Origin of the sequence: Flavobacterium sp. (assembly GCF_036782315.1) — a bacterium.
Lineage (GTDB): Bacteria > Bacteroidota > Bacteroidia > Flavobacteriales > Flavobacteriaceae > Flavobacterium.
In genome coordinates this window covers 313,061-328,151 of sequence record NZ_DAIPZK010000001.1, presented here as the reverse complement: position 1 = coordinate 328,151, position 15,091 = coordinate 313,061, and the positions used below count along the sequence as shown (strand labels likewise).

Genomic DNA, 15,091 nt, shown 5'->3' with positions numbered 1-15,091 from the left:
AGATGGGATTTGATTCTATGTAGTAAAAAAATATTACCAAATTTTAACTCTGTTTTCTGGTTTCAAATACATTCCGTTATTTGGTTGAATGTTGAAAGCTTTGTAGAACGCTTCCACATTTTGTAACGGCACATAAGCACGATACATTCCTGGTGAATGTGGGTCAGTTTTTACTTGATTTTTGATTGCTTCGTCACGCATTTTACTTCTCCAAATGGTTGCCCAAGAAATAAAGAAACGTTGTTCTGGAGTAAATCCGTCGATTAAACCTGGGTTTCCATTTTCTTTCAAATAAATTTGTAATCCGTCAAATGCAGCGTTAACGCCACCTAAATCTCCAATATTTTCACCTAAAGTAAATTTTCCATCTACAAAAATTCCTGGTAATGGTTCTAAAGCTGAATATTGGTCAGCTAAAGCACTTCCCAAAGTGGTGAATTGTTTCAAATCTTCATCGCTCCACCAGTTTACTAAGTTTCCTTCTGCATTATATCTTGAACCTGAATCGTCAAATCCGTGTGAAATTTCGTGACCAATTACCGCTCCAATTCCACCATAATTTACCGCTTCATCTGCTTTGTAATCGTAGAAAGGTGGTTGTAAAATCGCCGCTGGAAATACAATTTCGTTATTTGTTGGGCTGAAATACGCATTTACCGTTTGAGGCGACATCCCCCATTCTTCTTTATCAACAGGTTTTCCCATCTTTTCGATGTTTTTCTTGTGACTCCATCTTGCGTACATTCTTGAATTATCGAAATACGTTCCGCCTTGTTCTGGAGATTTCACTTGTAATTCTGAGTAATCTTTCCATTTGTCAGGATATCCAATTTTCACTCGGAATTTGTTCAATTTGATTTTTGCATTTCCCTTAGTAGCTTTTGTCATCCAAGGTAAATTATCAATTCTGTTGTCAAACGCTTTCATCACGTTAGCAATCATCGCTTGTGCTTTTTCTTTAGCTTCTGGTGGGAATTTTTTAGCTACGTATAATTTTCCTAATGCTTCGCCTAATCTTCCGTTAACCGTTGCTAAAGCTCTTTCTTCCGCTGGACGTTGTTTTACTGCTCCTGTTAACGTTTTTCCATAGAAGTCAAAATTTGCATTTTCAATATCCGTTGATAACAACCCTGCCGATCCTCTTAAAGCTGTCCAACGCATATACGCTTTCCAATCTTCAACTTGGTTGTCTTTCAAAATCGTTTCAACTGCTTGTAAATATTTTGGTTGCGAAACTACTAAAGAGTCTACTTTCCCAATGCCAACCGTTTGAAAATACGAATCCCATTTTACTGTTGGAGCTAATTTTTGTAAATCAGCAAAACTCATAGGATTATAAGTATTTCTTCTGTCTCTTCTTTGAACACGGTCTAAGGTAGCTGTTGACATTTTAGTTTCTAAGGCTAAAATTTTCTTTGCATTGGCATTAGCTATAGCTTCAGATTCTCCAATGAATTGTAACATTCTGGTTACATGAGCCACATACTTTTCGCGTTTTTCTTTATTATCTGGTGCATCTGAAACGTAATAATCTCTATCTGGCAAACCAAGACTTCCTGTTCCTACATAAATTACGTTTTTGTTACTGTTTTTTGCATCTGCACCAATGTAGCTACCGAAGAAACCTAATCCCATTTCAGGTTCCATTTCGGCTAATAAAGCAACCAATTGATCTGCATTTTTAACTGCGTTAATTTTTGCTAAATAAGGTTTTAATGGTTCAATTCCTTGTTTGTTTCTCGTTACCGTATCTAAAACCGATTTGTACAAATTAATCGCTTTTGCTTGGTCAGAATTTGGATCGATAGTTTTGTCGTTGATGGCTTCTTTCAAAATTGCCATTACATCGTCATCAGTATTTTTACGAAGTTCGTCAAAGCTTCCCCAACGGGTTCTATCGGCTGGGATTTCGGTTTTGTCTAACCAAGTTCCGTTCACATAACGATTGAAATCGTCAGCTGGATTTACGGATTTGTCCATATATCCAACGTTTATTCCAACAGGTTCTTTTTTTATAGTTGCTTCTTGTGAAGACTTACAAGAAGACAAAACGACTGATAAAAAAAGGAAGCCAAGACTTCCTTTTAAAATGTGTTTATTCATAGTTATTCTTTAATAATTCTTTTGACAGTTGATTGATTTTCTGCTGAAATTTTAACGAAATATATTCCTTGAGCAACAGAAGACAAATCTAATAAAACTTCTGAATTTGAAATAGTAAAATCTTTTCTTGACCAAACTATTTTTCCAGTTAAATCATATACATCAATTACTGTAGGCTGAATTGTTCCTAAAGCAATATTGAATATTCCTTTTGATGGATTTGGATACAACACTATATTTTGCAATTCAAAATTTTGATTTGAAAGTGTTCCATTAATAACAAAATTATCAATATTAACACCTAACTGATTTGCAGATTCATCGGAATGGAAAACAATTCTAAAAATAATATTTGTTTCAGAATTTAATGCATTTAATGGATAAGTATAGGTTTTAACAGTTGTATCTGTCCCTGTCCATTGAGCACCAGGACAGTTGTAACAATCATTACCTGTTGTTGCTTGTGTTCTGTTACTGTTATACCATGTTGGCCCTTGTACACCTAGAACTGTCCAATTAGCACCAAAATTAGTCGAGTATTCAACATAAACAACGTCCCAATTTACCTCTAAATCAAACTTCATATCAAAACTAATCGTTGGATTTACAACATTTGATAAATTGTAACATTGAGATACAATGTAAGATTTAGTCATGTCTGGATAATTTCCTGTAAGATTAGTAGTATATACAGTATTCCCTGCTGAGGCCATTGTTCCTCCTGATCTAACCCCTCTAACCCATTGAGACCCAGTTGTGCCTTCATTATAGGTAATTAATGCATCCGTAACATTTGTAAAAGGATTAACAACACCCACAGTTCCAGCATCATTTACATAAAACTGTGTGCCTCCTGTGTTATTATCGCTGTATGCGTCTCCTGATGTCGTGGTAATGACATTTAAATTATGTACACCTCTTGTAAGTGTAACTGTAGGTAAATCAATTAAGGCAAAGGCACTTGGTGCTAAACTATTATTCCAGTTAAAATTATATGGTGTGCCATCTATTGTGTAATTTACAGTTATAGTCGATATTGAGGATGTTCCGTTATTTTGAACTCTAACTTGAGGAGTTACGTTAGCCCCACAATTAATATTTATTCCTGGATTTTGAATACTAACAAATTTTACATCAACTGCTGGAACTTGTACTGGAATATCTGTTTGCCATACCCCACGACCATAAGTTGCAGCAATTAATTTTGCGTCTTCTAAATTGATTTCTAAATCAGTAACAGAAACATTTGGTAGGTTTGTATCAAAAGGAGCCCACGATGTCATTGAATCATCTCTGTAATATACACCTAAACTAGTTCCTACATATAATGGATTATCAGTATTTCTTCCTTGATGAACAATACAATTCTTTCCAATTGATGGCAAACCTGTTGAAAAGTTTGTAAAAGTAGTACCGCCATTAGTAGATCTTAAAACTTGTCCTGATGTTCCTGATGTAGTTATGTAAACAATGTTACTATCAGAAGAATGAACTTCAATTGAAGTGATATTTGCAGGAGCATTGTATACATTTGTAAAATTTATTCCTCTGTTAACACTTTTATATAATCCAGAACCATTCGCAACATACATAATATCATCATTTGATGGGTCAACATGAATTAATTCAAGATTCCCTGTTCCTAATGCATCTACATTTTGTTGAACCCAAGCGCCATTAGATAACTTAAAAAGGTTTGCAAATCCAGAAAACAACTCACCCGAATTATTAGCCACCAAAGGAGTAACCCAATTACCATTTACACCACCAGGTGAAGCAACTGATCCTGAATTAGAATTTCCTGCAGTACTACTAATATACATACTATTTCCATACTGAATAAACCCATAATATTGATTTGGATTTGTAGGATTAATAGCTGTATCCATACCATCTGCTCCGTAGTAATTTTTCCATTGTCCGCTACTGTAGGCATGACCTCCATTATCTTGCAATCCGCCTACCATATTTGCTGAAGTTTGTTTAGCTACAGCTATTTTATAAAACTGACTGATTTGAACACCAGCTGTTAAATCAGTGAAATTAGTGCCACCATTACTTGAAACATAAATTCCACCATCAGTACCCGCAAATAATTTATTACCATGAAATCCTAGGTAATGAATATCGGCATGGGTATAACTTGCAGCTGTTGGACTACTCCAGTTATTTAATTTTGTAACTGAAGTACCTCCATTTGTTGACTTCCATACATTCAGACAACCAGTGTAAACCTCATTGGCATTTGTAGGAGAAACGGCTAATGCTAAATCATACCAAGCTTGTGTTGACTCTAAAATATTAGTAGTTCCAGAAGTCTTAGTAAAAGTTAACCCACTATCTGTTGATCTATAAATACCATTTAAAGAATAATTAGGGCTTGTTCCAACACTTAATGCATAAACATAATTATTATCTGCAGGCGTTACATCAATAATTAATCTTCCTGTGGAAACCACCGATGAAACTGTTACAGCTGTAAATGTACTTCCCGTATCTGTAGATCTGTAAAATCTATTGTTAGAGGAAGCGTATACAACAGATGGATCTCCTGGTTTTAAACGAATATTACCTTGTGAAAAATTGACTCCAGCTAAGATTTGAGTCCAAGAGGCACCCGCATTTGTCGTTTTAAAAATTCCATTATTAGTAGCGCACCAAAGTATTTGATTATTCGTTGGATGAATTATAATATCTCCTGCTCTTGATGGATTAGATGCTCCCATAGTTCCAGTAGGATTCCAAGTTAAACCACCATCTATAGACTTATAAACACCCACAGAATATGTATCACCAGCATCTTTATCACCTGTAGCAATGTAAATTGTATTTGAATTGGAATAATCAACAGCAATACCTGAAACACCTATCTGAGGTAATTCATCTGTAAGAGGAATCCATGTAGTTCCGTTATTAGTAGATTTCCAAATTCCACCGGCTGGCGAACCTAAATAAATTGTACTTGGATTAGAAGGATCAACATGTACAATATTTACACGACCTTGACCTGAAGACCAAGAACCAGTGTTTGTATGTGTAAAGGGTCCAACTGGTTGCCAATTGCTTGGTGGTAATGCTCTGTTTGTATTTCTACTTGTTTTTACTTGCTTTTTTTGATTCCAAGCATTCCAAAATTCTTCTGGGGTTATGATATATCCTTGATCGTTAATTTTATTTTGCCAATGGTATTCCCATCTTTTAAAAGGTTTATGACCAGAACCTCTTACGTTCATGTCATGAGTTTCCCAATAAGCATTGAAGGCCGCAACCATTTCACTCATAGTTGCCTCACCTTTTTTAGCAGTTTGTAAATCAGTCATCCACGGGGCTGAGGAATTAAATTGTGCAAATCCAAAAAAGGAACACAATAAACTAATCATCAAGTAATTTTTAATCATTTTTTGTAGGTTTTAGGGTATAATTCTACAAATATAGTAAAGTAAATCAATAATTTACAATTTTAACTATTACTAAAGTCCATTTTTACAAAATGAATTTAATTTATCTTTAATTTTGCAAAAAAATAAAATGCTAACTTCTTTTCTTCAATACAAAAAATTTATTATTGGTTTTGGAATCCTTTCTTTACTAATATTTTTAGGGATTTACAGTCTATTATCTCCTGCTAAAATGCTTCCTATCTATTCTCCAAGAGATATCAATCCAGAATTAGTAGATTCTACTGTCCAGCATATCGGTAACGATCATAAAATTGCAGACTTTGCTTTCACCAATCAAAATGGAAAAGTAATCACTCAAAAAGATTACGAAAACACTATTTATGTTGCTGATTTCTTTTTTACGACTTGCCCCACTATTTGCCCAAAAATGACTGACAACATGGTTTGGTTACAAAATCAACTCAAAAATAATCCTAAAGTAAAATTGCTGTCTTTTTCTGTTACTCCAGATATTGATACTCCAGAGGTTTTGAAAAAGTATGCGCTTGAAAAAGGAGTTGACGACAAACGATGGAATTTAGTTACTGGAGATAAAAAAGATATTTATTATTTAGCTCGAAAATCGTATTTAGCAGTAAAAACAGGCAAGCCAGAAGAATTATATGACATGGTTCATACTGAAAATTTTATTTTAGTAGATAAAAATAAAAGAATTCGAGGATTTTATGATGGAACCAATTTAGATCAACCTACAAACGATCCTAAAACAAAGAACATGAAACAACTTTTAGAGGATATTTTGTGGCTTTGCGAAAACCAATAAATTAATTTTTATAAATAATTTGCTAAAATTGATAATTATCAGTTTTAGTCCAATTATAATTTTTACTTTTGTATTTTAATTCAATCTAAATAAGAGAATGGAAATTTGTTCTTCTGAACTTAAAATTGGCGAAGTAGCTACTATTACTTCTGTTAATCTAGATGAAATCCCACTAAAACTTTTAGAAATGGGATGTTTGCCTGGAAATTTCATTTCTTTAATTCAAATTGCTCCATTAGGTGATCCATTGTATTTTAACGTTAATGATTCTCATGTAGCCATTCGTATTGAAACGGCTAAGGCAATCACCGTTACTAAAATTTAATTCTCATGAGTATAAATCCTATAAAAGTGGCTTTAATTGGAAACCCAAATGTGGGCAAAACTTCCGTTTTTAACCAACTTACAGGATTGAATCAACAAGTGGGGAATTATCCAGGAATTACTGTTGAAAAAAAACAAGGTGTTTGTAAATTAAACGAAAACACAAGAGCTCGAATCATTGATTTACCAGGAACTTACAGTTTAAATGCAAGTTCAATTGATGAAAATGTAGTTATTGAATTATTACTAAATAAAAACGATGAAGATTTTCCTGACGTTGCTGTTGTAGTAACCGAAGTGGAAAATTTAAAACGTAATTTACTTCTTTTTACTCAAATTAAAGATTTAGAAATCCCTACCATTTTAGTCATTAACATGGCCGACAGAATGACTTTAAAAGGAATTGAATTGGACATTCCTGTTTTAGAAAGAGAACTAAAAACTAAAATTGCATTAATTAGTTCACGTAAAAAAATGGGGATTTATTATTTAAAAGAATTAATTCTGAATTATAATTCACTTTCAACAGAACCTTGTTTACACGCATCTTCAATTGATCCTGATTACTTTAATAATTTGAGAAGAGCATTTCCAAATCAATTATTATACAAACTTTGGTTGGTTATTACACAAGATGTTAATTTCTTAAATTTAGAACGAAACGAAATTAAAAGTTCTTTTACCAAATCACATGCCGATTTAAAACGTTTACAGCAAAAAGAAACCATCAAACGTTATCAATTTATTAATGATACGTTGAAAATGGGCCAAAAAATAGATAGTTCAAAAGCAACTGATATTCGAGCAAAAATTGACCGAGTTTTAACACATAAAATTTATGGTTATGTTATTTTCTTTGGAATCTTGATGCTTATATTTCAATTTCTATTTGATTGGAGTAGCATTCCAATGGATTTTATTGATGAAACCTTTGCTAATTTTAGTTCGCTTGCCAAACAACATCTTCCTGCAGGAGAATTTACTAATTTAATTAGTGAAGGATTAATTCCAGGTATTGGCGGAATTGTAATTTTTATTCCTCAAATTGCGTTTTTATTCCTCTTTATTTCGGTGTTAGAAGAAAGTGGTTACATGAGTCGCGTAGTGTTTTTGATGGATAAAATCATGCGAAAATTTGGTTTATCAGGAAAAAGTATTGTGCCTTTAATTTCAGGAACGGCTTGTGCAATTCCGGCAATTATGAGTGCTAGAAATATTGAAAATTGGAAAGAAAGATTAATAACTATTTTAGTAACACCGTTTACTACTTGTTCTGCAAGATTACCTGTGTATGCTATTTTAATTTCATTAATCATTCCCGAAAAAAGAGTTCTAGGATTTTTAAGTTTACAAGGTTTAACCCTAATGGGATTGTACTTGTTAGGATTTGGAATGGCTATATTTTCAGCCTATTTATTGAACAAATTTTTAAAATTAAGTTGCAAAACATATTTTGTAGTTGAAATGCCGAGCTATAAAATTCCAATGCTTAAAAATGTTGGAATAAACGTTTTAGAAAAAACAAAAGCGTTTGTAACAGGTGCTGGAAAAATTATTTTAGCATTATCAGTTATCTTGTGGTTTTTAGGTTCGCATGGATTAAGTGATGATTTCAATAATGCAGAAAAAATAATTGCTAAACAAAACCATAGTAAAACTATAACTTCTGAAGAGTTTGAAGATCAAGTGAATTCATTCAAATTGGAAAATTCTTACATTGGATATATGGGAAAAACCATTGAACCTGTTATTCGTCCATTAGGTTACGATTGGAAAATAGGCGTTGCCGTTGTAAGTTCGTTTGCAGCTCGAGAAGTTTTCGTAGGAACCTTAGCTACTATTTACAGCGTAGGGAGTCATAGTGAAGAGGAAACCACTATTAAAAACCGAATGGCTGCAGAAGTACATCCTAAAACGGGAGAAAAAGTATTCAACTTTGCTACTGGAATTTCATTATTGCTATTTTATGCTTTCGCCATGCAGTGTATTTCTACTTTAGCCATTGTAAAAAAAGAAACCAACTCCTGGAAATGGCCAATAATTCAGCTGGCTTTTATGAGCGGATTTGCTTACATTACAGCATTAATAGCTTATCAATTTTTGAAATAAAAAGGCATAATTTTTGATTGCTTTTAGAAAACAAATTTGATGAATAAAATACTACTCACGCTATTTTTTGTCTTAACTAGCTATGGTTCATTTTCACAGAAAATTGATAAATCAAAAAGCGAATTAAAATCAGGTAATTCTACTCGAACTTCTGGTTCAAGTTCTAGTAATTCATCTAGCTCTGCTTCTATTAGAAATTCTTCTTCAAATGATTTTGGATTAGCTGGTTTACTAGTTGAAGGTTTTTTATATGTGAGTTTTTATTCTACTATAGGAGATTACAGAAGCGAAAATCATTTATATAATTCACTATCTAAATATCCTTATTTTGATGGGGAATCTGGAAATTTTCAAAACGATAATGATAGCATTACATATGGAAATCTATTGCGATTTGATGTTGAAAATCATTTTCTTTATAGTAATAACAATACATTTGGAAATCATCTAAAAGCAAAAATCAGACCTTTTCAATATTTTTACATACAAGCTGATTATCACGAATTGTTTGAAAAAAATATACTTACAAATCGCTATACTAATCTTTCTTTTTTTCAATTTAATGTAGCTTATGACCGAATTCGATTTAAAAAATTTAATTTAGGCTGGACTCTTGGCACTACTTATATTGGAAATGATGTTAAAAAAGCAGGATTTTCTTATGGCTTACATACCGATGTTTTTGCTATTAAAAATTTAAGCTTTAATAGTGCTATGATTTGGAGTAAAATAAATGGTTTGCCAGTAAATTCATTTGAAATCAGAGGAAAATATCACAAAAAGAACTATTTTTTCTCACTAGGATATGAGCACTTAAAAATTGCTTCACCAAATTACAATTTTATAACTCTTGGAACTGGAATTTACTTTTAAAACAACTTATTATATTGAATTTTTTCTTTCATTTTTTAAAATAAATTAAAAAATGAAAAAAAATATCCTTAAAAATATAGAAGAATACTAATTCTGAAATACAGCTTAAAAATATTTATTTATAATTTGTCTAAATAAATTTTAGTAATTATTTTTGCAGCGTAGAATTAATCTAAATAAAAATGAAATATATTTCTGTATTTGCTTTTTTAAGCCTTCTAATATCACAAAGCCTAACAGCGCAAGAAATTGAAACTAACGACTCAATTGTAAAATTAAACCCAGTAACCATCTCTCCTATTCAACAAAGTCCAGAAAGACTTCCTGAAACAAAAGAAAATGTAATATATGCGGGGAAAAAAAATGAAGTGTTAAAACTTTCAGCGATTACTGCCAATGTAGCAACAAACAATACACGAGAAATTTTTTCAAGAGTTCCAGGTGTTACAGTTTGGGAAAATGAAGGTTCGGGTATACAAATCAATGTTGGAGTCAGAGGTTTAAGTCCAAATAGAAGTTGGGAACTTAATACAAGACAAAATGGTTATGATATTTCATCTGATGTTTTTGGTTATCCAGAGGCTTATTATAATCCACCTCTTGAAGCTGTAGAATCAATTGAATTGATTAGAGGTGGCGCTTCATTACAATTTGGACCTCAATTTGGAGGAATGCTAAATTATAATTTGAAAAGAGAAAATAAAAAGAAATTTTCTTTTGAAACTCAAAACACACTAGGTAGTTATAACTTAACAAGTAGCTACAATGCTATTGGTGGAAAAATTAATAAATTCTCTTATTATGCCTATAACCATTCTAGAAGTGGTGATGGGTGGAGAGAAAACAACCAATACAAAGTTAGAAATTCGCATTTATTTTTAGAATATGCGTTTTCAGAAAAAACAAAACTTACAGCAGAATATACAAATATGGATTATCAAATGCAACAAGCCGGTGGTTTAACTGATGCGCAATTTAATGATAATCCAAGACAATCTTTTAGAGAAAGAAATTGGTTTGGAACACCTTGGAATTTATTTTCAATTAGTTTTGACACAAAAATTTCGGAAAGATTTAGTTCAAACACTAAATTGTTTGGTTTAATTGGAGAAAGAAACAGTGTTGGTTTTACAGCAACTCCTAATAATCCAGATGCTATTAATCCATCTACTAATGATTACGCTAATAGAAGAGTAGATAGAGATTATTACAAAAATTATGGGATTGAAAACAGAAATTTATTCCGTTATGATTTAGGAAGTATTAAAAATAATTTGGCTTTTGGAATCCGATTATACAAAGCAAATACAAACAGACAACAAGAAGGAAAAGGAACAACAGGCTCTGACTTTGATTTAAATATTGAAGGTAGATATCCAAGAGATTTAGATTTTTCCACAGAAAATGTTGCTTTATTTGCTGAAAACCAATTTAAAATTACGGATAAATTTAGCGTTACTCCTGGGATAAGATATGAATATATTGGTTCTAAAGGGGAAGGAAGATTTGGTATTAGTTCTGGAAATGACGTTCCTTTTGAAAACAAAAACATTACTCGTAGTAAAGCACTATTAGGTGTTGGATTAGAATATAAATTAAACACTACTAATTTTTACGCAAATATTACTCAAGCGTACAGACCTGTGTTATTTTCAGACATAACACCACCAGCTGTTAATGATGTTATTGATCCAAATTTAAAAGATGCCTCTGGTTACAACGCAGATTTAGGTTACAGAGGTACATTTAAAAACTATCTTAACTTCGATTTTAGTTTATTTTATTTAAGCTACAACAATAGAATAGGTGGAATTAGACAACATGTAAACAACGATCCAACTCAAGGCACTTATCTATATCGTACAAATCTTGGAGAAACAATTAACAAAGGAATTGAAGGATTTGTGAATCTAAATATTACTAGATTATTAGAAATTGAAAATGCTTTTGGAAATATCGATGCATTTGCTACTGTAAGTTTTATTGATTCTAGATACACAGACTTCAAAATTTATAGCGCATCGGGTACAGCACCAAATGTAGTTATTACCGAAAGTAATCTTAAAGGCAATAGAGTTGAAAATGCACCACGTTACATTCACAACTTTGGATTAAGTTGGAATAAAAAAGGTTTCTCAACCACACTTCAATACAAAATATCAGGTAAAATATATACAGATGCTAACAATACAATTACACCATCTGCAAATGGAGTTACAGGATTACTAGATGATTATAAGATTTTAGATTTATCTGCAGAATATAAATTCCTAAAAAATTATAACATTAGAGGTGGAGTTAATAATTTATCTAATGAAACTTATGCCACAAGAAGAGCGGGTGGATATCCTGGACCTGGTATTTTGCCAGGAGATGGAAGAACGTTCTACATATCTTTAGGTGCAAAATTTTAATAAAAAAACGCTCTCTATGTGAGAGCGTTTTTTGTATATTTGATATTATGGATATTCAACAAATTTTAGTCTATGTTTCCCTTGCTGTTGCAATAGGCTTTTTAGTAAAAAAATTCTTTTGGAAAAAACGCTCTAAGAAATCAAAACCTTGCGGCGATGATTGTGCTTGTCATTAATTAATGTTTGTTGTGACCTGGTTCATATATTAATCTTAAGAATGAACTAAAACGTTCATTTTCTCTTTTTACAGGAATACCTGTTACAATCCCAATCATTAAATTATCTGCAATTCCCACTCGCATTTGAGGGCGAATAATCATATCAAAATCCTTGTTGTGATTTACTTCCTTGTTGAATTCTATTCCAATAAAATTTCTTGTTCCTGAAATCATGTAATGAAAATTGGAATTAATTTGATAATTTGTATGCCAAGAATTATTTTTTAAAGATTGCTCAAAAACGGGTCCAGTATACAACAATGTATGAAAATTATCACCCCATCTTTTTGCTGCTACAAAAAAAGGATTATATAAGTTTCCTTTAAAAACCCGATCACTGTCATAATTTTTAAATTCCGTCATTTCAAATTCATGAATGTAGCCAATTGCGAAGGAAGTTTTATATTTTTCCGAGACCAAAAAAGAATATTGAGCTGCTAATTTTAATCCGTTAAGTTTACTATTGGGCGCTTGAACATCATTTGCTAATGGATAATAAAACGTAAATGGCAATTCTATTTCCATTCCTAAACGATCAATTGGCGCCCATTCATATTCTACTAAAGCGGTGTATTTATCGTGAGAATTTGCATCTGCTAAACCAAAACCAACATTCCATTCTTTCTCGCCTTTCCGTGCTCCTAAATCTCGAATTAAGTCAATATAAAGAGGTTCGGCATGTAAGACTTTTGTTCGTAGTCTAGGGTTTTCAACTTCTTGAATGTACAAACTATCTTTAATTTCGTTTTCAGTTTGTGCATTTGATGGAATTGCAAAAAGGGCAATCATAAACCCTACTAAAACATAATAGCGTGTTTTCATATATTAATTTGATAATAATAAACATGTAAAATTTACTCCATGATTGGAGTTGTAATTATTTGTAAAAAAATCAAATTAAATAAGCGGTGGTGGTGAAGTAATTTCTAATGTAATACTACAAAAGAGTGGTAACTTTAAAAAGACCTTTTTATTGGAATTCCAATTAAAGCAATTACATTTAAAACCATCATTTTGATTGAAAACAAAAAAATCTAAAGAAATTGATTTTTTCATTGATTTTTGAGGAGTATTCTCAACATCGTCTTGCTCAGAAATTGCATTTTCAAAACCCAATACATTTTCAACTAAAAGTTCTACGATACTCTCTTGATCGTTGAATTTTAAATTTTCATGTTGAGAAAAAAATTGAATATCTGGCGCATCTATACTACAATTTAAAAAATAAAACGCCATGAAAATCCAAAGGAATTTTCCATAATTAGTTATATTTCTTATTTGCATCATGTCACAAAAATAAACATCGAAAAAACAATCTAAAACGTTTTAACAAAGATTTATAGCTTAACCTAATGCTACATCTAAAGTCATCATTACAATAAATCCGCCAATAAAACCTAACGTAGCGATATCCGTGTTTTTATCTTGTTGGGTTTCGGGTATAACCTCTTCAACAACAACAAAAATCATGGCTCCCGCTGCAAATGCTAAGGCGTAAGGTAAAATAGGGGTAAAAAAAGTAACCGCTACGGCACCTATAACTCCAAAAATTGGTTCTACTATAGCAGATGATTGCCCGTACATGAAACTTTTTCTTCTACTCATACCCATTCTTCGTAACGGCATAGAAACGGCAATACCTTCTGGGAAATTTTGAATACCAATTCCAATCGCTAAAGTAACTGCCCCAGCAATTGAGGCTTCCGGAATACCAGCGGCAACACCACCAAATAAAACTCCTACAGCTAGCCCTTCTGGAATGTTGTGCAATGTAATGGCTAAAACTAACAGCGTTGTACGTTGCCAAGGTGATTTTATTCCTTCGGTTTCTTTGAAGTTAATATGCATATGAGGCAATACCTTGTCTAATCCAAAAATAAAAACAGCTCCTAATAGAAATCCAACAGCAGCTGGAATGACTTTAACAAAACCATCGCCTTTACTCATTTCTATAGCTGGCGCTAATAAACTCCAAAAGCTTGCGGCTACCATAACTCCACCTGTAAACCCAAGCATTCCGTCTAAAACAACCCGATTCATTTTTTTAAAAAAGAAAACAAATGAAGCACCTAAAGCCGTTAAACCCCAAGTAAACGATGTGGCTAAAAAAGCTGCAAAAATGGGGTCAATACTTTCAAAAAAATGAATAATAGCATCAAACATAATTATTGAACGTATAAATTGTTAGCAATTTTATTCGAAATTGTTAAGCGTTTTCCATCGATTTCAACAGTTAAAGTATCATCGAAATCTTCTTTATCAATTATTTTTACCACCGATCCTAAAGCAATTTTTTGTTTATCTAAATATTTTAAAAAATCGGTTGAAGAATCTTTCACTCCTACACAATGAAATGAAGCATTAATTTCCACTTCAGATAAAAGTTGTTTTTCTATTTTTTTTATCACTCCTTTGGCATCTGGAATAGGATCACCATGAGGATCGGCAGCTGGAAATCCTAAAAAAGCATCCAACTTATTAATCAATTGTTCCGATTTAATGTGTTCTAATTCTTCTGCAATTTCATGTACTTCATCCCAAGAAAAACCTAATTTATCTACTAGAAAAACTTCCCACAAACGGTGTTTTCTCACAATCATTTTTGCTGAAAAAAAACCTTTATCTGTTAAAGTAACACCTTGATATTTCTGATACGTCACCAAATCTTTATCCGATAGTTTCTTCAACATATCGGTAACAGATGACGCTTTGGTATCTAACATTCCGGCAATAGCATTCGTATTAACTCCTTTTGGCGAAACCAATGATAAATGATAAATAACTTTTATATAATTTTCTTCAGATATGGTCATAATTCATTCATTT

Annotated in this window: 11 protein-coding genes; 5 read left to right on the top strand and 6 right to left on the bottom strand. The window is 32.1% G+C overall.

What is annotated here, in order from left to right:
• Window positions 1-33: 33 nt before the first annotated feature.
• Window positions 34-2,103, bottom strand: a complete 2,070-nt coding sequence (locus tag V7P59_RS01430; protein WP_333807946.1) for a M13 family metallopeptidase — start codon at window positions 2,101-2,103, stop codon at window positions 34-36.
• 2 nt (window positions 2,104-2,105) lie between these two features.
• Window positions 2,106-5,501 carry a T9SS type A sorting domain-containing protein gene (locus tag V7P59_RS01425; protein WP_333807944.1) on the bottom strand — a complete coding sequence of 1,132 codons (3,396 nt, stop codon included), beginning with the start codon at window positions 5,499-5,501 and terminating at the stop codon, window positions 2,106-2,108.
• A 130-nt stretch (window positions 5,502-5,631) separates the two neighbouring features.
• Between V7P59_RS01425 and V7P59_RS01420 the strand changes: the two genes are divergently transcribed.
• The 5 genes from V7P59_RS01420 to V7P59_RS01400 all read left to right on the top strand — a co-directional run bounded on the left by V7P59_RS01420 (window position 5,632) and on the right by V7P59_RS01400 (window position 12,047).
• Complete coding sequence (locus tag V7P59_RS01420) at window positions 5,632-6,327, top strand: SCO family protein (protein WP_333807942.1); 696 nt, start codon at window positions 5,632-5,634, stop codon at window positions 6,325-6,327.
• Window positions 6,328-6,424: 97 nt separating this feature from the next.
• A complete protein-coding gene (locus tag V7P59_RS01415; RefSeq protein WP_333807940.1) occupies window positions 6,425-6,652 on the top strand; it encodes a FeoA family protein in 228 nt (75 codons plus the stop codon).
• 5 nt (window positions 6,653-6,657) lie between these two features.
• Window positions 6,658-8,760, top strand: a complete 2,103-nt coding sequence (feoB, locus tag V7P59_RS01410) for a ferrous iron transport protein B (protein WP_333807938.1) — start codon at window positions 6,658-6,660, stop codon at window positions 8,758-8,760.
• A gap of 39 nt (window positions 8,761-8,799) precedes the next feature.
• On the top strand, window positions 8,800-9,633 hold the full coding sequence (locus V7P59_RS01405; RefSeq protein ID WP_333807937.1) for a hypothetical protein: 834 nt from the start codon (window positions 8,800-8,802) through the stop codon (window positions 9,631-9,633).
• 182 nt (window positions 9,634-9,815) lie between these two features.
• Entirely contained in the window at window positions 9,816-12,047 is a 2,232-nt protein-coding gene (locus tag V7P59_RS01400; protein WP_333807935.1) for a TonB-dependent receptor family protein, read from the top strand.
• 176 nt (window positions 12,048-12,223) lie between these two features.
• On the opposite strand, the gene V7P59_RS01395 is transcribed toward V7P59_RS01400, so the two are convergent.
• The 4 genes from V7P59_RS01395 to V7P59_RS01380 all read right to left on the bottom strand — a co-directional run bounded on the left by V7P59_RS01395 (window position 12,224) and on the right by V7P59_RS01380 (window position 15,078).
• Window positions 12,224-13,087, bottom strand: coding sequence for an HAEPLYID family protein (locus V7P59_RS01395; protein WP_442902406.1), 864 nt, complete (start codon window positions 13,085-13,087; stop codon window positions 12,224-12,226).
• Window positions 13,088-13,162: 75 nt separating this feature from the next.
• A complete protein-coding gene (locus V7P59_RS01390; RefSeq protein WP_333807933.1) occupies window positions 13,163-13,552 on the bottom strand; it encodes a hypothetical protein in 390 nt (129 codons plus the stop codon).
• Window positions 13,553-13,609: 57 nt separating this feature from the next.
• The gene (locus V7P59_RS01385; protein ID WP_333807931.1) at window positions 13,610-14,428 is read right to left on the bottom strand and encodes a ZIP family metal transporter; all 819 of its coding nucleotides are present in this window, start codon (window positions 14,426-14,428) and stop codon (window positions 13,610-13,612) included.
• Window positions 14,429-14,430: 2 nt separating this feature from the next.
• Window positions 14,431-15,078: a metal-dependent transcriptional regulator gene (locus V7P59_RS01380; RefSeq protein WP_333807929.1), complete on the bottom strand. Its 648-nt coding sequence runs from the start codon at window positions 15,076-15,078 to the stop codon at window positions 14,431-14,433.
• Between the last annotated feature and the right edge of the window lie 13 nt (window positions 15,079-15,091).

Excerpts from the sequence above, each read along its gene's own strand:
- feoB (WP_333807938.1), top strand. The coding sequence starts at position 6,658 with ATGAGTATAAATCCTATAAAAGTGGCTTTAATTGGAAACCCAAATGTG.
- V7P59_RS01390 (WP_333807933.1), bottom strand. The coding sequence starts at position 13,552 with ATGATGCAAATAAGAAATATAACTAATTATGGAAAATTCCTTTGGATT.
- V7P59_RS01400 (WP_333807935.1), top strand. The coding sequence starts at position 9,816 with ATGAAATATATTTCTGTATTTGCTTTTTTAAGCCTTCTAATATCACAA.
- V7P59_RS01380 (WP_333807929.1), bottom strand. The coding sequence starts at position 15,078 with ATGACCATATCTGAAGAAAATTATATAAAAGTTATTTATCATTTATCA.
- V7P59_RS01425 (WP_333807944.1), bottom strand. The coding sequence starts at position 5,501 with ATGATTAAAAATTACTTGATGATTAGTTTATTGTGTTCCTTTTTTGGA.
- V7P59_RS01385 (WP_333807931.1), bottom strand. The coding sequence starts at position 14,428 with ATGTTTGATGCTATTATTCATTTTTTTGAAAGTATTGACCCCATTTTT.
- V7P59_RS01415 (WP_333807940.1), top strand. The coding sequence starts at position 6,425 with ATGGAAATTTGTTCTTCTGAACTTAAAATTGGCGAAGTAGCTACTATT.
- V7P59_RS01405 (WP_333807937.1), top strand. The coding sequence starts at position 8,800 with ATGAATAAAATACTACTCACGCTATTTTTTGTCTTAACTAGCTATGGT.
- V7P59_RS01430 (WP_333807946.1), bottom strand. The coding sequence starts at position 2,103 with ATGAATAAACACATTTTAAAAGGAAGTCTTGGCTTCCTTTTTTTATCA.
- V7P59_RS01395 (WP_442902406.1), bottom strand. The coding sequence starts at position 13,087 with ATGAAAACACGCTATTATGTTTTAGTAGGGTTTATGATTGCCCTTTTT.
- V7P59_RS01420 (WP_333807942.1), top strand. The coding sequence starts at position 5,632 with ATGCTAACTTCTTTTCTTCAATACAAAAAATTTATTATTGGTTTTGGA.